Consider the following 22,010-nt stretch of genomic DNA (forward strand, 5'->3'; position numbering starts at 1 on the left):
GCCGACTCCCCCTCGCGGCGGATGTGAGGGTCCCCGTCGTCGTGATGGGATGGGACCCATGACCGACCACACCGCGGCTCCTCCCGTCCTCGCCCTTCGCGGGCTTCGCAAGCAGTTCGGGCAGAAGGTCGCCGTCGACAGTCTCTCCCTCGACGTGCCGGCCGGATCCATGCTGGGGCTGCTCGGCCCGAACGGGGCGGGCAAGACCACCACCCTCGCGATGGCCACGGGCCTGCTGCGTCCCGATGCGGGAACCGCCTGGGTGCTCGGTGCGGACGTGTGGCAGAACCCCGCCGAGGCGAAGGCGCGTATGGGCGTGCTGCCCGACGGCATCCGCATGCTCGACCGACTGACCGGCGCCGAGTTGCTGCGATACACCGGGCTCCTGCGCGGCATGGCCGAGGCGGACGTCGTCTCCCGGACCGTCGACCTGCTCGTGGCCCTCGGGCTCGCCGACGCCCGCGACACGCTCGTCGTCGACTACTCCGCGGGCATGCGCAAGAAGATCGGACTCGCCTGCGCGCTGATCCACGCTCCGCGCCTGCTCATCCTCGACGAGCCGCTCGAGGCCGTGGACCCGGTGTCGGGCGAGACGATCCGGCAGATCCTGCGATCGTTCGTCGACGGCGGCGGCACGGTCGTGCTTTCCAGCCACGTGATGGAACTCGTCGAATCGATGTGCGACAGAGTCGCCATCGTCGCCGAGGGACGCCTGCTCGCGCACGGCCCGCTCGACGAGGTGCGAGCCGGCCTCTCGCTGCAGCAGCGCTTCCTCACGCTCGTGGGCGCGCACGACCTCGGAACGGAGACGCTCGCATGGTTGCGCTCCTCGTAAGTCTGCGCTGGCGGCAGCTCCGCCATCAGTTGTCCCGCAATCCCTGGATGATCGTCACCTTGATCATCACGGGCATGGTCGCGCTCGGGCTCCTCGCCGGACTCACCGCCGGACTCGTCGCGCTGCGCTTCGCCGCGCCCGACGGCGCCGTCACCGCCATCGTGCTCACCGGCTCGGTGATCGTGCTCGGGTGGTGGATCGGGTCGATCCTGGTCAGCGCCGACGACTCGCTCGCTCCCGAGCGCTTCGCTCTGCTGCCCGTGACCGCAACCGCACTGCTGCCGGGTTTCGTCGTCGCCGGCGCCACGACCATCGGTGGCATCGGCACCACGGTCGCCCTGCTGCTGATGCTGCTCGGCTGGTCGGTCAGCATGCCCGCTCTGTTGAGCGCCGTGATCATGATCCCGGTGGCCGTCAGCACCTGTGTGCTCGGTGCCCGCGTGGTGAGCGGCCTCCTCGCCGGCTGGCTGGCGCGCCGCAGCACACGCGACCTGGTGCTGACCCTCGGCGTGCTGCTCGCCGCCTCGTCCGGCCTCATCCTCAACCTGGGGATCGGGGCCTTGACCAGGGTCGGTGACGTCGGAGAGGCGTTCACCACCATCGCCGACATCGCCGCCTGGACACCGGTGGGTGCCGTATTCGGGGTGTCCGCCGCGGCCGCACAGGGTGACATCCTCACCGCCGCGCTCCGACTGCTGATCGCCCTCGCGACGGTGGTCGTGCTGTGGTTCGCGTCGCAGCGGCTGCTGGCCGCGCGACTCGTCTCGCCGATCCAGAGCAGCGGGGGCGGACGGGTGCGTTCCGGCGGTCTGCTCGACCGGGTGCTGCCGGCGAACTCGATGGGGGCGATCGCCGCACGGTCGCTGCGCTACTTCCGTCGTGATCCGCGCCAACTGGTCAACATCGTGATGCTCCTGCTGCTGCCGGCGATCTTCATCGGCATCGCGCTGATGAACGGTCTGCAGGAGGAGGCGATCGGCTTCGCCCCGGCCATCACCCTGATCCCCGCGATCAACGCCCTGCTCGCCGGAACAATCGTGCAGATGGCGATCGCCTACGACAACGATGCCGTCGCCATCCATATCCTCACCGGGGTCAGCGGTGCCGCCGACCGCGCGGGACGCCTGCTCGGCTTCGGGCTGATCGCGGTTCCGGTGACGATCGTGCTGTGCGTGGCGACCTGCCTCCTCGCCGGACGTCCCGACCTGCTGCCGGGCAGTCTCGGCGCCGCTCTCGGCCTGACGGCGATCGCCGGCGGCGCCGGCGCATGGGTGGGGAGCTTCCTCCCCGGACGCGCACCCGCCCCGGGGGCGAATCCCTTCGGACGCGGCTCGTCCGGAGGAGTGCAGTCGTTGCTCGCGATGATCATCATCGGTCCGATCACGCTCGCCCTCGGTGCCCCCGCACTCGGATTCGCGATCGCGGCGATCTGGAACCCCGCCCTCGGCTGGGTCAGCCTCGCATGCGGCATCGCGTTCGGCGGACTGGCGATCTGGGGTGGAACCGTGCTCGGCGGGAGGGTCCTGGATCGTCGCTGGCCCGAGGTGCTCGCCGACGTGTCCAGCGAGAGCTGAGCGAGACCGGAACCCGTCAGGCGTCGATGTCGAGGATGACCTCGATCACGTCATCCACGCCGAGGCCCTCGCGGTCCTGGAGCGCCTTCTTGATCGGCACGATGTATCCGCCGTCCTTCGGCCACAGGGCGGTGGTCACCGTGGTCTCACCGACAGTGACCGATGCGGGGATCATGCCCCACCCGTACGTGACGACGGAAGCGATCTCGTGGATCAGCTCGCTCTCGGCGGCTGGCACCGTGACGAAATGGAACGGCGCGGGACCGCGCCAGTACCAGATCGCGCCCTCGATCCGCAGTCGCATCACTCACGCCCCGGCGGCGAGTTCCCTGGCACGCGCGAGAGCCGCAGCGGCGGCATCGGCGAAGGTGCGCTCGAGATGCGCGTCCTGCAGCACGGCGACCGCACGCTCGGTCGTCCCCTTCGGACTGGTGACCCGACGACGAAGTTCCGTCGGGTCCTCGCCCGAGGCGTCGAGCAGCGCCGTCGCGCCGATGAACGTCTGCTCGACCATCAGGCGGGCATCGGCGTCGTCGAACCCCATGCCGACGGCGGCCTTCGTGAACTCCTCGATCAGCAGGTAGACGTACGCCGGACCGGAACCCGAGATCGTCGACAGCGCATCGATCTGCGACTCGGGCACCTCGACCACGGCTCCGACGGTCTGGAAGAGGCGACGCACCAGAGCCAGGTCGTCGTCCGAGACCGCGGCGCCTGCCGCGATTCCCGTGACCCCCTTGCGGACGGTCGACGGGGTGTTGGGCATCGAGCGGATGACGCGGGCATCCGCACCGAGCACGTCGGCGAAGGTCTGCAGCGTGACGCCGGCGGCGACGCTCACCACGATCGTGTCGGCGGCGAGGTGCGGGGCGATCTCGCGGAGCAGGTCGGGCACCATGGCCGGCTTCACGCCGACCAGCACGATGCGGGCGCCCTCCACCGCCTCGGCATTGCCGTCCGGCCGCTCGGCGAGCGCGATGCTCGTGACGCCGTCGAGTCCGGCGAAGGCCTCCGCCTTCTCCGCGGTGCGGTTCGTCGCGGCGATGCCGCCGTCGATGGGGATACCCGAGGCGACCACCCCACGGAGGATCGCACCACCCATCGAGCCGGCACCGAGGAAAGCGAGCGAAGGAAGCGAGTCAGCCATGTCGTCATCCTACGGCGGGCACTCCGACATCCTCGGGCGGGCGGTTCTAGACTCGTCCCATGAGTGCATCCGGAGGCAACAAGGCCATCGTCGCGGCGTTCCTGGCGAACATGGGCATCGCCCTCGCGAAGTTCATCGCCTGGGCCCTCTCCGGGTCTGCCTCGATGCTCGCGGAGGCGATCCACTCCGTCGCCGACTCCGGAAACCAGCTGCTGCTGATGCTGGGAGGGCGCAAGGCCCGACGCGAGGCCGACCGTGCGCACCCGTTCGGGTACGGGCGAGAGCGCTACGTCTACGCCTTCGTCGTCTCGATCATCCTCTTCTCGGTCGGCGGCCTCTTCGCGATCTACGAAGGCGTCGAGAAGCTCACGAATCCGCACGAGCTCGACAAGACGTGGTGGTGGCTGCCGCTCGTCGTGCTCGTCGTCGCGATCGGGCTCGAATCCTTCTCGCTGCGCACCGCCGTGCGCGAGAGCAACCTCGTGCGGGAGAAGGGCCAGTCGTGGGTGTCGTTCGTGCGTCGTTCGAAGGCACCTGAGCTCCCGGTCGTGCTGCTCGAAGACGTGGGAGCGCTGACCGGCCTCACGTTCGCCCTTCTCGGCGTCGGCCTCACCCTCATCACGGGCAACCCGATGTTCGATGCACTCGGCACCGTGATGATCGGTGTGCTGCTGGTGCTGATCGCGATCGTGCTGGGCGTCGAGACGAAGAGCCTCCTGGTCGGTGAAGGCGCGACGCAGGCGGACCACGACCGTATCGTGGACGCGATCAACGCGGGCGATGAGATCGAGAAGATCATCCACATGAAGACGCTCTACCTCGGCCCGGACGAGCTGATGGTCGCCGCGAAGATCGCGCTGAACGCCGACAAGCCGCTGCGCGAGGCCGCCGACGACATCAACGCGATCGAGGCCCGTATCCGCGAGGCCGTTCCGGTGGCGCGGATCGTCTACATCGAGCCCGACGTGTACCGCCCGGCGATCGACCCCGAGCCCTCGACCGACGTCTTCGTGCTGAAGTCGTCCGACTGAGCGGAGCTCGACTCAGCGACGCTGCTCGAAGAACGAACGCAGCACCGCTGTGGCCGCGTCGGCCTGGACGCCGCCGATGACCTCGGCCCGGTAAGGCAGCCGGCGATCGCGCAGCACGTCGTACATGGACCCGGCCGCGCCGGCCTTGTCGTCCCAGGCTCCGAACACCACACGGCCGACGCGGGACTGCAGGATGGCACCGGCACACATGATGCACGGCTCGAGGGTGACCACGAGCGTGTGCCCGTCGAGGTTCCAGGAACCGACGGACGCCGCCGCGCGCCGCAGCGCCTCGATCTCGGCGTGACCGGTCGGATCGTGGGTCTCCTCGCGGGTGTTGCGCCCTTCGGCGATGATCCGCCCTCCCCCGTCGATCACGACGGCACCGACGGGGATCTCGGATGCCGCGGCCGCCTCGGCGGCGAGCACGAGGGCGCGCTGCATCGCGAGGTCGTCTGCAGCGGTCATGCGTCGAGCCTACGACAGCCGCCGAGCGCGGGCGGAGCTTCGATGTCGTGCCCGACCGCGCGGCGCATTACCCTGTATCCATGCGTGTTCACGTGGCCGACCACCCTCTCATCACTCACAAGCTCTCGGTACTGCGCGATGCGCGCACGCCGTCGCCGGTCTTCCGGCAGCTCACGGAGGAGCTCGTCACGCTGCTCGCGTACGAGGCGACACGCAACGTGAAGGTCAGCCCGATCGAGATCACGACCCCGGTGACCACCACGACGGGCGTGAAGATCTCGGAACCGCGACCGATCGTCGTGCCGATCCTGCGTGCCGGTCTCGGCATGCTCGAAGGCCTCGTGAAGCTGCTCCCGACCGCCGAGGTCGGCTTTCTCGGCATGGTGCGCGACGAGACCACGTTCGAGCCGACGACCTACGCCGAGCGTCTGCCCGATGATCTGAGCGACCGCCAGTGCTTCGCGATCGACCCGATGCTCGCGACCGGGGGTTCGCTGGCCGCCGCGATCCAGTTCCTGTTCGACCGCGGTGCGAAGGACGTCACGGCGATCTGCCTGCTCGGCACCCCGGAGGGCGTCGCCGCGATCGAGGCGATGGCGGGCGACCGCGATGTGACCCTCGTGCTCGGCGCGCTCGACGAGCGCCTCGACGAGAAGGGGTACATCGTGCCCGGACTCGGCGACGCCGGCGATCGGCTCTACGGCACGGTCTGACGCTGACCTGCCCCGACGGAGTCAGGCTTCGAGAGTCAGGCGGTAGGCGCGCTCGTCGCCGAAGTGGGTGAAGCCGGCGCGCGCCAGGATCGGAGCCGACGTCGAGACGCGCCCCTTGACGAGCGCCGTCGTCGCTCCCCAGGCTGCGCTTTCTCGGAGGCGCTCGGCGAGGACCGCGCGGTACGCGCCGCGCCCCCGGTACTCCGGCAGTGTCGAAGCGCCCCAGAGCCGGACGAATCCACCGTCGATCGTGCACCCGCCGGTGCTGACCGCCCGGCCGCCGATCCGCGCGAGAATCCGGAAGCCTTCGCGAGTCTCGAGCGCCGTCGTCACCTCGGCGAGCTCCGCCCGCAGTCCCTGCGGGTCGAGGGGCTCCTGCTGCCACACGGGCACGTTGACCGCGTCGACGTCGCGCACCTGCTCCAGCGTGCGCACGACCTCGACGGTGATGTCGTCCGGCACATCGACTGCTGCGGCGCCATCGACCGGTCGAGCGAACACCGCCACCGTATCGATATGCTCCGCTCCCCGCCGACGAAGCTCCTCCTCGACGTCCGGACGGTCGGAGGGGTTCGTCCAGAAGGTGAATCTCGACGCGCCCCACGCTGTCGTCCGCTCCAGAGCATGGTCGACGATCTCCGTGGACTCGAGGACGGAGCTCACCTGGGAACCGCGGACTCCGCCGCCGAATCTCGACGGATCCCGCACGAGGAGCAACTCACTGCGCTCGTGCTCGCTGTCGCGCGGGAACCACACCCAGGCCGCAGCCGCGCGCAGGATCTCGTCTGTCGAGTGCGCGTGCGTCGGCTCGCTCATTCCGCCGCACCGACCAAGCGGGCGAAGGCGCTGAGCCGAGCCACTCCCTCCGGCGTGTACGGCAGATCGTCGAGCAACGCGGGCGAGTGGATCAGATAGGCGACGGCCTGCGCGCGGGAGATCGCCACGTTGAGCCGATTCTGGAGCAGCAGGAACTCGGGTCCGCGGGGAGCGTCCCGTCCGCTCGAGGCGGCGAGCGACGTGATGGAGACGACAGCCTCCTTGCCTTGGAAGTTATCGACAGTGCCCACCGGAACGTCGGGGAAGCCGGCGTCGGAAAGCGCGTCGAGCACCAGCTGACGCTGCGCGTTGTAAGGCGTGACGACGATGATGTCGGACGGCGTGAGCGGCCTCGTCGAGGCGTCGGGGTCGTTGTCGGTGAACGTTCTCCCGACCAGATCGCGCACGAGTCGTACGACCTCGGCGGCTTCCTCCGGTGACTGCGTCGCGTTGCCGCGGTGGCGCAGCGGCACGACGTGCAGCCCCGGATCGACTCCGTCGAGTGAGCGGCGCTCGGTTCCCGGCGCCGAGGCGAGTTGTCCGGCGTAGGCGAGCTTCGACACCGGCGCAGCCACGAACGGATGCATCCGCCACGACCGTGCGAGGAAGTACCCGTATTCGGGCCGCACCACAGGGTCGCCGTCCATCACCCAGCCGAGGGCCGAGGTGTCGACCGGCTCCGGATGCGCGCCCTGGCTCACCTGCGGGAGCTGTTGCGGATCGCCGAGGAGCAGCAGCCGCTTCGCCCCAGCCGCGACGGCGATCGTCGAGGCGAGCGAGAACTGACCCGCCTCGTCGATCACGAGAAGATCGAGGCCGGCACGATCGACACGCTGGGTGTTGCTGAAATCCCAGGCCGTGCCACCGACGACGGCCCCCTCGCCCGCGTGCTCGGCGAGGAACGATGCCATGCCGTTCTTCGGGATCACGGTGTACGGCGGCTCTGCCTCGGGATCTTTCGGCGCCTTCGCGACCTGCGCCGGCGCGACGCCGTCGGCGACGATGCGCGCGAGAAGGGTCTCGATGATCGCATGCGACTGCGCCACGACGCCGACTTTGAAACCGTGTTCGTTCACCAGGCGCGCGATCACACGCGATCCCGTATAGGTCTTCCCTGTCCCCGGAGGGCCCTGCACCGCCAGGTAGCTGCGGTCGAGGTCGAGCACACCACGCACGATCGCATCGATCGTGTCGTCGCGGGCCGGGGGCAGTGCTTCGCCCGATGTCGTGCGCGGGGGAATTCGACGCAGGATGTCGGTCGCCGCGTCGTGCGGGAAGCCGGGGGCGGCCGCGTGCACGGCATCGGCCCACTCGTCGATCGCTCCCTGCAGTGAGACCACTCGCGGAGGCGCCGCCGGGGTGAGAGCGAGCGGCAGCTCGTCCCAGGTCTGACCCTGCACTGCCGACTCGGAGACGAGGTAGCCGTCGTCGAGCACCTCGACCACCGTGACGGTGTGCGGCACGTGGACGGCGCGTGAAGGCACCTCGGTGTCGAAGGGGGCCGGGACCTCGTAGAGCGCGAACGGCTGCGCACCCGGGCCGAGCGTCGTGCCGGGCGACACCTCGCCGCGGATCTCGATGTCACGCGACATCACACGTCGTCCCTCGCCGATGCTCCACTCGCGGCGCACGACCGACGACGGGCGATCGACCTTCACCACATCACGCGTGCCGTCCCACATCGTCACCGGCTCTCGCAGCCGCTGGAAATGCGACACCCAGAAGCTCTTCGCCTCGCGGGGGAAGTAGTCGATGGCCGCGGCGGCGATACGGTGCACGAGCCCGTCGCCGCCGTCTTCCACGGCGCGTTCCGCATCGGCGAGCAGCGCGACGGAACGGGGGGACGGCTCGTAGATGACCTCGTCGGCATCGTCGGGCGGCGCGGGCGTCACGCCCTTCCGGCGTGCGATGTCGATGAGCCAGTTGCGCAGGCGTCGTGTCGACACGCAGTCATAGCGGTTGTAATCGGCGAGGTCGGCCAGCACTGCGTCGGCCTCGGCTTTCTCCCCCGCCGCCGCGAGCTCACGAGCGGCGACGTACTGCACGATCGAGTCGTCGCCCTTCTGCACGTCGCTGGTGCGCACGTCGTCGCCCATGTAGAGCGGTTCGAGCTTCTTGATCGAGTACGACCGGGAGCCGACCCGGACGGTCCTCAGCACGAGCGGGTAGAGGTCGACGAACACGCCTTCGCGCAGCAGCCGATCGACCTCGCCCTCGCGCACGCCGTGCCGCGCGGCCATCGCCACGAGGTGCGAGGTCTCGTACGGCGCGTAGTGGTAGATGTGCATGCCGGGATGCGCCAGCCTGCGCGCATTGACGAAGTCGAGGAACGTCTCGAGAGCCCGCTTCTCGTCGGCGAAGGTATGAGCCCACAACGCCGAGTACTGGTCAGCGTTGTCGACCCAGCCGAAGAGGTAGTCGATCCCCCACTGCGCCTCGCCGTCGGGAGCGGGTTCGGTGTAGAGCGGGTCGCCCTCGAAGTCGAAGAAGATATCGCCGTGACTGGGCAGCGGGAGTGTGTGGATCGCCTGCGCGTAGTGGACGTCGAATGTCGGTGCTCCCTCGGCGTCAGCACGCAGCTGCAGACGCGCCTGGGCTCGGAGAGTCTCGAACGTGTCGACGTTCATGCCCGCGGGAGCGTCGGGTGCCACGGCCAACTCGTCGATCGTCTCGATGCCGGATGCCCGCAGACGTGCTCGCTGCACCGGACGCATCCGCGCCACCATCAGGAGGTCACGATGCGCGAGCACCTGCTCCTCGCAGGTGGCGCAGCGGCCACAGGCCACGATCTGGAGGTCGCCGCGATCATCGCCCCATGCGAGCGGAGCGCCCGTCGCACCCTCGGCGATGCGTCGATCGGCGATGAGGGCGCGCAGTCGCGCCCGCCGCACCTGGAACAGCGGAAGGAGATCGTCGACGGCGTGCGTACTGAGCGTGCCGTCGCCGAGGATGAGGTCGACCTCGCCGGAGCGCGGGATGCCGAGGCGATCGAGCTGGTCGACATATGCCGCCAGCTGCATGAGCGCCGTGACACGGGCCTTTCGGGCGAGCTTGGAGTCCTGCACCCGCCAGCGGCCGTCGTGATCCTTGCGGAGGAAGTCGGCGAAACCGACGAACTCCTCGGTCGCGAAAGCCGCCTGGAAGACGACCTCCGCATCCGAGCGGAGGGCGGCAATGGTCTCGTCGACCGCATCCGCCAATGCATCGGCATCGACGGAAGAGACCTTCTCGATGCGGTGGACGTTCTCGTCACCGAGGTCGTCGATGTAGCGGGCCAGCACGTTCTGCTCGTGCACATCGCCCAACTCGGCGGCCCGCTTCAGGGTCGAGTCTTCCGGCTCTTCGACCGCCGGCACTCTTCCGAGCTTCGCGTCGATCGCCCGACACCACGCGAACTCGCACTCCGCGGCCGCCTTGAGGTCGCTCGCGCTCCAGATGACGCGCTGCGCCTGAGTGTCGATCCGCACGATGCTCCCGTTCTGTCGGATGCTTCGACACTATCCGCGGCATCCGACACGGGCGAAAGCGTGGACCTCCCGGGAAAGCGGGTCAGCGCCACCAGGTGTCGTCGGGCGTCACCGGAAGATGGCGCTTGTGCTGCGTCGCGAGGTACCTCGCCTCGATGCGGCCGGCGACCTCGGGCTCGACGTCGCGCCCTTCCAGGAAGTCGTCGATCTGCTCGTAGGTGAGACCCAGCTCGTCCTCGTCGGCACGGCCGGGCTGGCCGTCGAGCAGGTCGGCGGTCGGCACCTTGAACGCGAGGCGGTCCGAAGCACCGAGGAACTGCAGCAGCGAACGCCCCTGCCGTTTGCTCAACCCCGACAACGGCAGGACGTCAGCCGCACCGTCGCCGAACTTCGTGTAGAAGCCGGTCACGGCCTCGGCGGCGTGATCGGTGCCGATGACGAGCATCCCGTCGTGGCCGGCGAGTGCGTACTGCGTGACCATGCGGACGCGGGCCTTGATGTTGCCGCGGTTGAAGTCGCTGATGTCGCTCGTGACCGCGAACTCGATGTCCTCCTCGACCCCGTCGACACCGTTCTGGATGTTGACCTCGACCGAGGAGTCGGGTGCGATGAACTCGAGGGCGGCCTCGGCGTCTGCCGCGTCGTGCTGCACGCGGTAGGGCAGACGCACGGCGAGGAACTTCGCCTCGCCTCCCTCGGACCGCACCCGTTCGACCGCGAGCTGTGCGAGGCGTCCGGCCAGCGTGGAGTCCTGCCCACCGGAGATGCCGAGCACGAAGCCCTTCGCGCCGGTCGAGCGAAGGTACTCGACGAGGAACCCGACCCGGCGCTCGACCTCGGCTTCCGGGTCGATCTCCGGCCGGACGCCGAGGTCTTCAGAGATCTGCTGCTGCAACGACATGTCATCCTCCGTCTTGTCCTCGAATCAGTATCGCCCCTCTGTGTTACGCACGGGTGACGCCGCGGCGTTCGCACGTTCCCGCCAGTGAAGTCCTGAGAGAATGGGGCGGTGAAGCTCCTCGTCGCTGCCCTTGATTCCGAACTGTCCGCCTTCCCGGAAGAGCTGGACGGCTTCGACCGACTCGTGACCGGCCCCGGCAAGCTGCCGGCGACGTATGCGCTCACCCGCGCGCTCGATGCCCGGGTCTACGACGAGATCGTGGTCGTGGGCACGGCGGGCGCGATCGACCCCGCTCTCGAGGCGACCGTGCATGAGGTCGGAACCGCATTCCAGCACGACGTGACCGACCTCGACGGCGTCCGTGGCCAGCACGTCTCCCTTCCGGCGCGCGTCAGCACCGGAAGGGAAGGTGTTCTGATCGCCACCGGTGACCACTTCGTGGAGGACGCCGAAGTCACCGCCGTGATCCGTCCGTCGGGGGCTGCCCTGGTCGACATGGAGACGTACGCCTTCATCTGGGTCGCCGCACAGTTCGATGTGCCGATCCGCGTGTTCCGCGCCGTCTCCGATCAGGCCGAGGACGGTGCGCTGACGGATTGGCGCGAGGCCGTCGCACGATGCAGCGTGCAGCTGCGCGACTTCATCCGCAGCGAGTACGGCGTCTGACGAAGGGGGCGCCCTCCCGCGCTCGCGTCAGCCTCGATCTCGGTCTCGGGTCAACGCGCCTCGATGACGCTGGGTCCGTTCGGCAGTGCGCGCACCGTGAGTTGGGCGGGGATCTGCTCCTGCATGGCCTCGACGTGACTGATCACTCCGACGGTGCGGCCCCCCTGCCGCAGTTCGTCGAGAGTGCGCATGGCGACATCGAGCGTGTCGCCGTCGAGGGAACCGAATCCTTCGTCGATGAAGAGCGTGTCGAGACGGATGCCGCCCGCGCGCGCGGTCACGACCTCGGCCAGTCCGAGGGCGAGGGCGAGCGATGTGAGGAACGTCTCGCCCCCTGACAGCGACTGCGGCGGCCTGGTCTGCCCGGTGAAGGCGTCGAAGACCACGATGCCGAGTCCGGATGCCGCCCCGCGGGCAGCGAGCGCATCGGAGTGCTGCAGCTGATACCGACCGGCGGACATGTCGTGCAGTCGACGGTTGGCCGCCTCGACGATCTCCTCGAGCTCCGCGGCCAGCACGAACGTCTCCAGCGTCATCTTGCGGGTGTTGGCACCTCGCCCCGCGATCGTGTCGGCGAGGTTCTGCAGCACCTCGAACTCCGCGGCATCGTCGGCGGTGCGAGCCTGCTCGTCCGAAGCCGAGTCGATCAGCCCTCCGAGCCGCTCTGCGGTTCCCGCGGCTCTGGCGGCTTCGTCGACCGCGCGCGTCCAGACGCTGCGCGCGTCCGCCGATGCCTGCTCGGCCGGCGCGAGGTCTATCGGCTCTTCCGGCAGCGTGCGCAACTCGAGGTCGAACAGGATGGCCCGTTCCTTCTCTCGTTGCACCGCATGCTGCGCGATCCGCGTGTCGAGCGCCTCCTGCTCTGTGGCCGAGCGCAGAGCGTCTTCCGCCGCCGCCTCGTCATCGAACACGGAGTCTGCGAGCGCGGCCTCGCGCTCCGCCTCGGCTTCGGCGAGAGCTTCGACCCTGCGTGCCCGCTCCGAGATCGCATGGATCACGGCGCGGGCCGCGGCGATCTTCGCCTCGGTGTCGGACATCCGCGCGGCAACCGTGTCGAAACCGCCCCGCGCCTCGGCGATCAGCTCGTGTGCCTCCGCGCTGCGCTGGCGGAGGAGCGCATGCCGTTCGCGCAGTTCTGCGAGAGCCCTGGCATCGTCTTCCCGCTCGGCGTCGAGGAGTTCGACACGGGCGACGAGTTCGTCCATGCGACCGTCGAGCGTCTTCAGCGTCTCGGCGGCGGCACGGCTGCTCGAGAGTGCCGCAGCGGCCTCGGCGTACTCGCTCTCGGCCTGTTCGACCTCCCGACCGTCGGCGCGGGCGGTGACGGCGGCGAGTTCGGCGCGCAACGTCGAGGAGCTCGACGCCAGATCACGCTCCTTCTGCGATGCGGCATCTCGCGCGCCCTCTGCGGCGGCGATGTCTTCGGGCGAGACCGGATCCGAATGCGTGGCCGGCGCCGGATGATCGAGCGAGCCGCAGACCGGACAGGGGTGCTCGTCGCGGAGCGTCGAGGCGAGCTCTCCGGCCATGCCGTCGGCTCGTCGCTGACGCAGTCGCGCCAGAGCTGACTGCGTATCCGCGTGCAGCGCGGTGGCCTGCGAGAGCTCGTGCTCGAGGGAGATCTCGGCGATTCGCAGCCGTTCCACCTCGTGCGCCGCCGTGAGGCGTAGCTCTGCCGCCTGCTGCGCGGCCTGCAGGTCTTCCCCCCGATCGGCGAGGCGACGGGTCTCGTCGCGCAGCGTGTGCAACGCGGCGATCTCGTCGGGAAGCGCGGCACGCCTCACGTTCGCAGCTTCGATGCGCGCGGTCGCTGCCACGACCGCCTCCTCCGCTGCGCGGACTTCGGCGTCGAGCGTCGGCGCGCTCTCCTCGAGTTCTCGCGCGCGTTGCCAGGCACCGCTCTCTCTGGTCGCCGCCGCCGTCCAGGCCTCGAGGTCGCCGTCCACGTCGAGACCGAGCGCCTCGCCCGCCGCGTGGGCGTCCTGTTCGTCTCGGGAGGCGACCGCGAGCGCGGAATGCGCGCGCGCCACTGCGGCGATCGTCGACCGCAGCGCCTCCGCGGCTCGGGCCGCAGCGAGCTCTGCGCGGGCATCGTCGATCAGGGGCGCTTCGGCCTCGAGTCGTTCGAGCGCCGACCTCGCGCGGTCGCGCTCGCGCTGCGCCCGCTGCTCGTCCCGCGCCACGGCGAGAGACCCGTCGGCTGCGGCCGACCGCTTCTCCGCGTCGACCTGCTCGGATGCTCGACGCTCTGCGCGGTAGTCAGCGCGGGCCTTCGCACGTCGGAGGGCGTCGAGTCGATCTTCGATCGACGACGGGGCGCGAACCGTCTCGGGCGGGGTCTCATCGCCCTCTCCTGACAGGCCATCGGCGGACACCAGCCGCTCGGCCTCCTCGACGCGGGCCTCGACCGTCGCGAGCCGGGCGCCCAGAGCGTGCTCGGCCACACGACGACGCTCGTCGAACCGCGCCTGCACATCTTCGAACCTCTGGGTGCCGAACAGGCGGCGCAGAAGCGCCTGGCGGTCTCGACTGCCCGCGAGGAGGAACTCCGAGAACCGGTTCTGCGCGAGCAGGATCACCTGCAGGAACTGCTCACGGCTGAGCTGCAGGATCTCGTCGAGCTCTCCGGCGACATCGACGGCCCGTGCCGCACGACCGATCCACCCGACATCCGTCCACTCGTCGAGGGCGACGGCCGAGGCCTGCTTGGTCATCCCTCCCCCGCGCTTGGCCGGGCGCAGGTACTCGGGCGACCGGGTCACCCGGAAGCGGCCGGTCGGCGTGCTGAATTCGACGACGACCTCGGAGGGATCGTCGGGCTCGCAGTGGTCGCTCCGCAGCCGCTTCTCGCCACCGTCGTAGCGCGGCACTCCGCCGTAGAGGCCGAAGCAGACGGCGTCGAGGATGCTGGATTTGCCCGCCCCCGTCCGTCCGGCGATCAGGAAGATGCCGTCGTCGGCGAACGCGTCGAAGTCGACGATCTGACGTAACCGGAAGGGGCCGAACCCTTCGACCTCCAGGCGATGAAGACGCATCTAGACGAGAGCCTCGGCACGAACTCGCTCGTCGAGCACCGCGCGGATCAGCTCGCCCTCCGCCTCCGTCGCTCCGTGCCCCGCCCTGACGTGCTCGAGGAAGGCCTCGATGCGGTCGGCATCGGTGACCGCGGTGCGCAGACGCTGCACATAGGAGCGCTCGTCCGCCTCGGCGGTGACCGAGGGCTGGTGCTGCACCATGGCGCAGTACGGGTAGCTCTCGCGAAGACGCCGCATCGGCTCTGTCTGCGGCACGGCGTCGGTGTAGACGGCGCAGACCCAGTCGCCCGCGTGTTCTGCGACCAGTTCGGTCGACAGGAGATCGTCGAGCGCGCCCGTGAGTGTGACGAGGCGGCGCGGCACCGGCAGCTCCAACCATTCGACTCCGGAGAGCCCGTCGGCATCGATGTCGACGAGCCAGGAACCGCGGGGCTTGTGCTGCTCGCCGAAGCTGTAGTGCAGAGGAGCGCCCGCGTAGCGCACCCGATCGCTGAGCTGCTGACGCCCGTGGATGTGGCCGAGCGCCACGTAGTCAGGACCATCGAAGACGCTCAGCGGCACGACGTCGAGGCCGCCCTGACGCACCTCGCGTTCGAGCCCGGCGGTGGCGTCGACACCGGCGGCGAAGCAGTGCGCGATCGCGACCGAGCGCCCCGGGTGCTGTTCCATGCCGGCGCGGACCAGGTGCATCGCGTGAGCCATGGTCTGCGCTTGCGTGCGCAACGGGCGCCCGGAGCTGTCGCCATCGGGCCAGTGCTGTCGCACGATGGCGGGTTCGAGGTAGGGAATGCCGAAGAAGTGCACGGGCCCGTGCGCATCGTTGACGGTCACAGGCGCTCCCACCGCGAGCGGGTCGGTCAGCACGTGGATGCCCTCGCGGAGCAGCCGCGCCTGAAAGCCGAGGCGCGCGGCCGAATCGTGGTTGCCGCTGGTCACGATCACCCGCGCCCCTGTCTCATGCAGCGCCACCAGCGCATCGCCGAGCAGGGTGTATGCGGTTCCGGAGGGCGTGGCGGAGTCGAAGACGTCTCCCGCGACGACGACGACGTCGACCGCGTTCTCGCGAACCTGCGCGGTGAGCGCCCCGAGCACCTCGGCGAGGGCGTCCATGGTCGAGTTGCCATGGAACGTCCGGCCGATGTGCCAGTCGGAGGTGTGCAGGATGCGCATACTCACACCGTACGAACCCCCTCCGACATTTCATCCGAGGCGTGCCGCAGCACCGCTCTCACGCCCTGCGGAGGAGGAAGCGGAAGGTCCCCTGACCCACCCTCGTCACGATGATCGGCACGCGGTGATGCGAGATGCCGTGTGCACCTTCACCTGTGCGGCGTGCGGGGCTGCGCGATGCGATATCTGGGCTGCCCTCCGCCCGACAGGTGCCGGCTTGCCCCGCCGGCTGAGGGTTGTGCCCGCCTCGTTGTGACTACCGACTTCCGCTCTCCTCCTCGAGGTCGTTCGACCAGTTCGCCTGCTGGATCCGATTGTCGAGCTCGCGCAGCTCCTGAGCCACGGCGTCGGCACGGGAGCGCAGCGGCGCGACGGGCAGCGCGGAGACCTGACGCAGCTCCGACCTCATCTGGCGGAGGAACTGGTCGTTGGCCCCCGAGGCGGCGGTCGCGGCATCGGTCAGCACCGAATGCCGCAGGCGCAGGACATCACGGGCGGCGAGCGCATCGGTCATGGTGCCGTCCGCCCCCAGGTCGAGGCGCGCGTTGGTGGCGTTGATGCGGCGGATGAGATCGCGCAGCTGCGTGAGCGCGGCATCGGCCTCGACGATCAGCGCGGCCGCGTCCTCCGCCGGTTCCTCGCCCTCCTGGTAGCGGGCGTTCGCGACGATACGCGCCCGCAGCTGCTCGATGCGGCGCTGCAGGTCGGCGCGTGCGGTGAGGGCCTCGGCGAGTTTCATGAGCTCATCCTCGCAGGGAGCGACCGTAACAGTTCGTCATATGGCCGGAGAGTCAGCGGGAGCGCAGCAGACCCGAGTGCTCCGGGTGCGCGGTGAACCAGTCGGCCACGTACCAGCACACGGCATCGACCTTGCGATCACCGCGCTCCTCGATGTCGGCCACCGCACCCTCGACGACCTTTCCCGCGTAGCCGTTGCCCCGGAAAGTCGGGATCGTGAAGGCTCGGGTGAGCGCGATGGTGCGCCCGTCGTCCCGGTAGTCCAGAACACTCACGAGCGTCCCGTCGCGCATGAGCGTGTAGCGCGAAGCGTCCTTCTCGTCGGTCAGGATGAAGCCTCCGACGGTGTGCGAGATCGTCATTCGAACCACGTTACGCCCGCCCGGAGCCGCCGGGCGTTTTGACATGGGGCGTCACGATCGGACATAATCCCCCCATGACCACCAACGCACGCCCTTTGTCCGCCCAGGAGGCGAACGGGACTGCCGGGATGATGATGCCCGGTCGCGTTGGCATGTGTTGCCGAATGTGTCGCTGAACGAACAGCCACCCCGCCTGACCTGAACTCCTCGCGATCTGCGAGGTCAGCGTCTCCGAGCATCCACCCTTTGCTCGCTTCCCGGCTCCGCCGGTCATTCATGCAACGCATCAGAGCCCCGCTCGATCCGGGCTCACGTCCTGAGGACTTCATCATCATGTCGAACACCGCACTTCTCGAGCGTCCCGCCACCACCGCCGCGATCCGCACGCAGCACGAAGCCGCCGCGCCCCTGTCCGCCGCAGGAGCCGATCTTCCCGCCGTGCGCTCACCCCGTGGCTTCGCCCTCTACGTCGGGCTGGATGAGATCAAGGCCGCCGAAGCCGGCGTCAGCCTCCCCCTTCTCGTCGACGCGCTGCGCCGCACCCTCGCCGAGCTCGCCCCGGGAGCCGAGACGCACGCCACGGTGGCCCTCGCCCCGCACGGATCGGGCGGCCGCGACCTCGACGTGGTCCGTCTCGCTCTGCAGGAGCCCGGTGCCATCGCGCGCACCAAGGCCGCTGCGGAAGAGGACACCACGGACGAGGAGACGGGCGTCACCGTCGACATCTCCCGCAAGCGCGTGCTGATCGACGGCGAGTCCGCCGCCTTCACATACAAGGAGTTCGAGCTGCTGCAGTACCTCGTGCTCCGCGAGGGGCGCACGATCGAACGCAGCGAGCTGGTCTCCGCGCTCTGGCAGGCCCAGGACGACGAGACGCCCGGTGAGCGCACGATCGACGTGCACGTGCGCCGCCTGCGCGCGAAGCTGGGTCGCTATGAGGACATCGTCCGCACCGTGCGCGGCATCGGCTACCGCTTCGACCGCCACGCCGACGTCGTCATCCGCTACGGCCACGGAACCCCCTCGCCCGACCGCTTCTGAGTCGCCGGGAGCCGGTGTCAGCAGCTGCGCGTAGGGTGGGCGCATGACCCTGACAGCGCGCTCCGCCTCGGCGGACGCCGCCCCCGCGGACACTGCTCAGGAGGCCGTCTACCGCCCGCCGCACGAGCTCGATCTCCACCGAACGGTCGGCATGCTCCGCCGCGGTCGCAACGACCCGACGATGGTCATCGACGGAACCGTCATCTGGCGCGCGTTGCGCACACCCCTCGGACCGACGACCCTCTCTCTGCGCATGCTCGGCGGCGAGGTCCACGCGACCGCGTGGGGCCCCGGATCGGGCATCGCCCTCGATCTGGTGCCCGCGCTCTGCGGTGCCCACGACGACGCCACCGACTTCGATCCTTCCCTGCACCCGCTCATCGCCGACACCGCACGACGCCACCCGGGGCTGCGTCTGACGCGTACCGACGAGGTGTTCGATGCGCTCGCGTGCGCGATCATCGAGCAGAAGGTGACCGGCATGCAGGCTTTCGGCGCGTGGCGCTGGCTGATCTCGCGGTTCGGAGCACCCGCTCCCGGTCCCACCCCGCGGCCGATGTTCGCCGCGCCGTCCCCCGACCAGTGGCATCGCATCCCGTCCTGGGCCTGGCATCGTGCCGGCGTCGAGCCGCCCCAGTCGCGCACCATCGTGCGTGCGGCCGAGCGCGGAGATCGCATCTCCCGAGCCGTCAGAGCCGCCGCCTCGGGAGATGACCGAGACCGCGTGCTCACGAGCCTTCCCGGCGTGGGGGTCTGGACGTCGGCGGAGACGCGCATCCGCGCGCTCGGGGATCCGGACGCGGTCAGTATCGGCGACTACCACCTCGCCCATGAGGTCGGCCACGCGCTGACGGGCGCACGCACCGATGACGCCGGGATGATCGAGCTCCTCGCGCCGTGGGCCGGACAACGACAACGCGTCGTCCGCCTCATCCATGCGAGTGGTGTGCAGGAACCGCGCCGGGGGCCCCGTCTCGCACCCGAAGACCATCGCCGCCGCTGACGTCGGCACCTAAGCTGGTGCCATGTCCCGTTCCATGCTGCGCATCCTCGTCACCGTCGGCCTGCTGATCGTCGGCGTCGTGATCGGGCTGATCTTCCAGAACGTCTGGCTCGGCGTCCTGCTCGCGGCCATCGTGTGGCTCGGCTGGTTCCTCGGATACGAATCGCGCCGAGGGAACAACGCCGGCGTCAACGACGAGGACCACGGCATCGAGCTCTGAGTGGTCGCCCCGACTCAGTAGTAGACGGCGAGCGGGCCCGACGGTCCGTCGACCACGCGCACCGGGGTGTCGAACACCCGCGTGAGCACGTCGTCCGTCATGATCGCCGCCGGCGAGCCGAACTCCACGACCGCACCGTCTTTCATCGCGCAGATGTGGTCCGCGTAGTGCCCGGCGAAGTTGATGTCGTGCAGCACGATCACGATGGTGCGCCCGAGTTCCTCCGCGGCCCGGCGCAGATGCTTCATCATCTGCACGGCGTGCCGCATGTCGAGGTTGTTCAGTGGCTCGTCCAGCAGCACGAACTCGGTGTCCTGGGCGAGGACCATGGCGACATAGGCGCGCTGACGCTGCCCGCCGGAGAGCTCGTCCAGGTAGCGCCCCTCCAGAGCGCCGAGGTCGAGGAAGTCGATCGCCTGACTGATGATCTCCTCGTCGGCCCGGTTCAGCCTGCCCTTCGAGTGCGGGAAGCGCCCGAAACCGACCAGCTGGCGAACGGTGAGGCGGGTGACGAAGTGATTCTCCTGACGGAGGATCGACACCACCTTCGCCAGATCCTTCGATCTCGTCGAGGCCACGTCGAGCCCCGCGATCTCGATGGCACCGGCATCCATCCCGGTCAGACGCCCGATCATCGTGAGCAGCGTCGACTTGCCCGCGCCGTTCGGACCGATCAGGGCGGTGATTCCGCCGGCGGGGATCTCGAGGTCGACGGGGCCGATCGCGACCTCGCTGCTGTATTCGCGGCGGACGCCGTCGAGAGCGATCACAGTCTGCCCTTTCTGAGGATGACGATGAGGAACACGGTGCCCCCGACGAGCTCGATCAGGATCGACACCATCCCCTGCGCGTAGAAGATGTTCTTCATCACGAAGTAGGCCCCGGCCAGGATCGTGAAGGCCGTGAGCACCGCGACGGGGAAGATCAGCCGATGGTCGTGCGTATCGGCGAACTGGTAGGCGAGCGTCGCCACCAGGAAGCCGAGGAACGTCATCGGTCCCACCAGCGCCGTGGAGGTGGCCATCAACACGGCGACGAGGAACAGCACGATGAACAGTTCGCGGCGATGATCGACGCCGAGGGAGCGCGCAGCGTCCGGGCCGAGTGCCATGAGGTTGAGCCGGCGCGAACGGAGCCACAGCAACGCAGACGCCGCGACGACCAGCGGGATCGCCAGCGGGAGGTACGAGGGGTCGGCATTGGACACGTTGCCGAACAGACGCGCGGCGAGCACGTCGAACTCACTGGGTGTGAGCAGGCGCTGCATGAACGTCGCGATCGCCCCGAGGCCGCCTCCGATCACGATGCCCACCAGGAGCATGATCTGCAGATTGCCGTAGCGTCCGGACAACAGCCAACCGTAGAGGGCGACGGCGAGACCGACCATGATCGCGACCTGGATCGCGAACTGCCCGATTCCCTGGATCGCCACGATCCCTGCCACTCCGAACAGGTACACGGTCGAGGTCTGCACGACTCGATAGAGCGATTCGAACCCCATGATCGACGGCGTGATGATGCGGTTGTTGGTGACGGTCTGGAAGCTCACCGTGGCGACGGCCTGAGCGACCGCGACGAGGGCCATCACCGTGACGTCGGTGGCGCGATGCTGCGCGATCCGCCAGAACCCGGTGGAGCCGACCGGCATCGGATTCGCCCAGGCGAGCAGACCGAAGCCCGACCCTGCCGCGAGGACCAGGAGGATCCCGAGCACCACGGCGTAACGCCGGCGCGCACCTGGGGTCGTGAACGAGCCCGCCGACCGGAGCGCACCGGCGGTCGCCACGTCGCCCGTCCCCCCGCTAGCCACGTCGACGCTGCCTGAGCAGGAGAAGGACGAACACCACGGCGCCGACCACCCCGAGGATCAGCGACACCGGCACTTCGAACGGCATGATGATCGTGCGTCCGATGATGTCGCACACGGTGACGATCGCTATGCCGAGCAGGCACACCCACGGAAGATTGCTGCGCAGATCGTCGCCGCGCACCATCGAGACGATGTTCGGCACGATCAGCCCCAGGAAGGGCAGATTGCCGACGACGACGGTGACGACGCCGGTGGTGACCGCGATCAGCACCGTCCCGAGCAGGATGATCCTGTTGTAGTTCACGCCGACGTTGGTGGCCACTTCCTCGCCGAGCCCCGCGATGGTCAGCCGATCGGCGACGATGAAGACGATCACCCCGATGACAGCCACGATCCAGAGCATCTCGTACTGACCTCGCATCACCGAGGTGAAGCTGCCCGCGAACCAGACGCCGATGATCTGCAGCGAGTTGGTGGCCAGCGCGAGGTACGTCGACAATGCGCCGACCACGGCCCCGAGCATGATGCCGACGATCGGGACGATCAGGGACGACTTGAGTGCCACCCGGCGCAGGAACGCGAAGAACACCATCGTGCCGATGAACGCTGCGAGCACCGCGCCGGCCATCCGGAGGGGAAGCGACGGCTGCGGCACGAGGATCATGACCATCAGGAGCCCGAGGCCGGCCCATTCGGTGGTGCCGGTGGTCGTCGGTTCGACGAAGCGGTTCTGGGTGAGCAGCTGCATGACGAGGCCCGCCATGGCCATCGAGGCGCCGGCGAGGACCAGGGCGATCGTGCGGGGCACTCGGGTGATCTGGAACATCTGCGCGCCGTCGTCCGCGCCGGTGACGTCGTACACACCCGTGAAGAGCGAGATCGCGAGCAGGGCGACGACGATGAGCACGCCGATGAGCAGTTTCACGTCGAAGAGCCGCCCGGCGTAACGGGGCGGTGGAGCGATGTCGGTGGAGACCATGATGATGGGGCGACGGCACCCGGATCGTCCGGAT

21 protein-coding genes are annotated in these 22,010 nt (G+C 69.1%); 8 read left to right on the plus strand and 13 right to left on the minus strand.

Annotated features, from left to right (window positions below):
• The first annotated feature begins 58 nt into the window (after positions 1–58).
• Together L687_RS22640 and L687_RS22645 are read left to right on the plus strand one after the other, a co-directional pair.
• Positions 59–835: an ABC transporter ATP-binding protein gene (locus L687_RS22640; protein ID WP_021198065.1), complete on the plus strand. Its 777-nt coding sequence runs from the start codon at positions 59–61 to the stop codon at positions 833–835.
• Entirely contained in the window at positions 817–2,409 is a 1,593-nt protein-coding gene (locus L687_RS22645) for a hypothetical protein (RefSeq protein ID WP_021198066.1), read from the plus strand. Before L687_RS22640 ends, L687_RS22645 begins: the two co-directional genes overlap by 19 nt.
• Positions 2,410–2,425: 16 nt before the next feature.
• Here the strand turns inward: L687_RS22645 and L687_RS22650 are convergent, their stop codons facing one another.
• Positions 2,426–2,713, minus strand: a complete 288-nt coding sequence (locus tag L687_RS22650) for a DUF1905 domain-containing protein (protein WP_031206638.1) — start codon at positions 2,711–2,713, stop codon at positions 2,426–2,428.
• 3 nt (positions 2,714–2,716) lie between these two features.
• A complete protein-coding gene (gene proC, locus L687_RS22655) occupies positions 2,717–3,556 on the minus strand; it encodes a pyrroline-5-carboxylate reductase (protein WP_021198068.1) in 840 nt (279 codons plus the stop codon).
• 59 nt (positions 3,557–3,615) lie between these two features.
• On the opposite strand from proC, the gene L687_RS22660 reads away from it, so the two are divergent.
• Entirely contained in the window at positions 3,616–4,587 is a 972-nt protein-coding gene (locus tag L687_RS22660; protein WP_021198069.1) for a cation diffusion facilitator family transporter, read from the plus strand.
• 12 nt (positions 4,588–4,599) lie between these two features.
• Here L687_RS22660 and tadA read toward each other — a convergent pair whose 3' ends face one another.
• Entirely contained in the window at positions 4,600–5,055 is a 456-nt protein-coding gene (gene tadA / locus L687_RS22665) for a tRNA adenosine(34) deaminase TadA (protein ID WP_021198070.1), read from the minus strand.
• 80 nt (positions 5,056–5,135) lie between these two features.
• Between tadA and upp the strand changes: the two genes are divergently transcribed.
• The gene (gene upp, locus L687_RS22670) at positions 5,136–5,768 is read left to right on the plus strand and encodes a uracil phosphoribosyltransferase (protein ID WP_021198071.1); all 633 of its coding nucleotides are present in this window, start codon (positions 5,136–5,138) and stop codon (positions 5,766–5,768) included.
• A 21-nt stretch (positions 5,769–5,789) separates the two neighbouring features.
• Here upp and L687_RS22675 read toward each other — a convergent pair whose 3' ends face one another.
• The 3 genes from L687_RS22675 to nadE all read right to left on the minus strand — a co-directional run bounded on the left by L687_RS22675 (position 5,790) and on the right by nadE (position 10,952).
• Entirely contained in the window at positions 5,790–6,584 is a 795-nt protein-coding gene (locus L687_RS22675) for a GNAT family N-acetyltransferase (protein ID WP_021198072.1), read from the minus strand.
• Positions 6,581–10,051: a TM0106 family RecB-like putative nuclease gene (locus L687_RS22680; protein ID WP_021198073.1), complete on the minus strand. Its 3,471-nt coding sequence runs from the start codon at positions 10,049–10,051 to the stop codon at positions 6,581–6,583. Before L687_RS22680 ends, L687_RS22675 begins: the two co-directional genes overlap by 4 nt.
• A gap of 82 nt (positions 10,052–10,133) precedes the next feature.
• Positions 10,134–10,952: an ammonia-dependent NAD(+) synthetase gene (nadE, locus tag L687_RS22685; protein WP_021198074.1), complete on the minus strand. Its 819-nt coding sequence runs from the start codon at positions 10,950–10,952 to the stop codon at positions 10,134–10,136.
• Between the two features lie 108 nt (positions 10,953–11,060).
• On the opposite strand from nadE, the gene L687_RS22690 reads away from it, so the two are divergent.
• Entirely contained in the window at positions 11,061–11,618 is a 558-nt protein-coding gene (locus L687_RS22690) for a phosphorylase family protein (protein ID WP_021198075.1), read from the plus strand.
• Positions 11,619–11,668: 50 nt separating this feature from the next.
• On the opposite strand, the gene L687_RS22695 is transcribed toward L687_RS22690, so the two are convergent.
• The 4 genes from L687_RS22695 to L687_RS22710 form a co-directional block, all read right to left on the minus strand.
• On the minus strand, positions 11,669–14,653 hold the full coding sequence (locus L687_RS22695; RefSeq protein WP_021198076.1) for an AAA family ATPase: 2,985 nt from the start codon (positions 14,651–14,653) through the stop codon (positions 11,669–11,671).
• The gene (locus L687_RS22700; protein WP_021198077.1) at positions 14,654–15,823 is read right to left on the minus strand and encodes an exonuclease SbcCD subunit D; all 1,170 of its coding nucleotides are present in this window, start codon (positions 15,821–15,823) and stop codon (positions 14,654–14,656) included.
• A gap of 256 nt (positions 15,824–16,079) precedes the next feature.
• The gene (locus L687_RS22705) at positions 16,080–16,562 is read right to left on the minus strand and encodes a DIP1984 family protein (protein WP_021198078.1); all 483 of its coding nucleotides are present in this window, start codon (positions 16,560–16,562) and stop codon (positions 16,080–16,082) included.
• A 52-nt stretch (positions 16,563–16,614) separates the two neighbouring features.
• Positions 16,615–16,923: a GNAT family N-acetyltransferase gene (locus L687_RS22710; protein ID WP_021198079.1), complete on the minus strand. Its 309-nt coding sequence runs from the start codon at positions 16,921–16,923 to the stop codon at positions 16,615–16,617.
• Between the two features lie 333 nt (positions 16,924–17,256).
• On the opposite strand from L687_RS22710, the gene L687_RS22715 reads away from it, so the two are divergent.
• Genes L687_RS22715 through L687_RS22725 form a run of 3 tightly spaced genes read left to right on the plus strand, consistent with a single transcriptional unit; the run spans position 17,257 to position 19,187 of the window.
• Positions 17,257–17,964: a winged helix-turn-helix domain-containing protein gene (locus tag L687_RS22715; protein ID WP_021198080.1), complete on the plus strand. Its 708-nt coding sequence runs from the start codon at positions 17,257–17,259 to the stop codon at positions 17,962–17,964.
• Between the two features lie 43 nt (positions 17,965–18,007).
• Complete coding sequence (locus L687_RS22720) at positions 18,008–18,967, plus strand: DNA-3-methyladenine glycosylase family protein (protein WP_021198081.1); 960 nt, start codon at positions 18,008–18,010, stop codon at positions 18,965–18,967.
• A 22-nt stretch (positions 18,968–18,989) separates the two neighbouring features.
• Complete coding sequence (locus L687_RS22725) at positions 18,990–19,187, plus strand: hypothetical protein (RefSeq protein WP_021198082.1); 198 nt, start codon at positions 18,990–18,992, stop codon at positions 19,185–19,187.
• Between the two features lie 14 nt (positions 19,188–19,201).
• On the opposite strand, the gene L687_RS22730 is transcribed toward L687_RS22725, so the two are convergent.
• The 3 genes from L687_RS22730 to L687_RS22740 are packed head-to-tail and all read right to left on the minus strand — an operon-like array spanning position 19,202 to position 21,976.
• On the minus strand, positions 19,202–19,957 hold the full coding sequence (locus L687_RS22730; protein ID WP_021198083.1) for an iron ABC transporter ATP-binding protein: 756 nt from the start codon (positions 19,955–19,957) through the stop codon (positions 19,202–19,204).
• The gene (locus L687_RS22735) at positions 19,954–20,997 is read right to left on the minus strand and encodes an iron chelate uptake ABC transporter family permease subunit (RefSeq protein ID WP_197024852.1); all 1,044 of its coding nucleotides are present in this window, start codon (positions 20,995–20,997) and stop codon (positions 19,954–19,956) included. The genes L687_RS22730 and L687_RS22735 overlap by 4 nt, the downstream gene beginning before the upstream one ends.
• Positions 20,990–21,976, minus strand: a complete 987-nt coding sequence (locus tag L687_RS22740) for an ABC transporter permease (protein ID WP_021198085.1) — start codon at positions 21,974–21,976, stop codon at positions 20,990–20,992. Before L687_RS22740 ends, L687_RS22735 begins: the two co-directional genes overlap by 8 nt.
• Positions 21,977–22,010 lie beyond the last annotated feature (34 nt).

The organism is Microbacterium maritypicum MF109, from assembly GCF_000455825.1.
In the GTDB taxonomy this organism is placed as follows: Bacteria; Actinomycetota; Actinomycetes; order Actinomycetales; family Microbacteriaceae; genus Microbacterium; species Microbacterium maritypicum_A.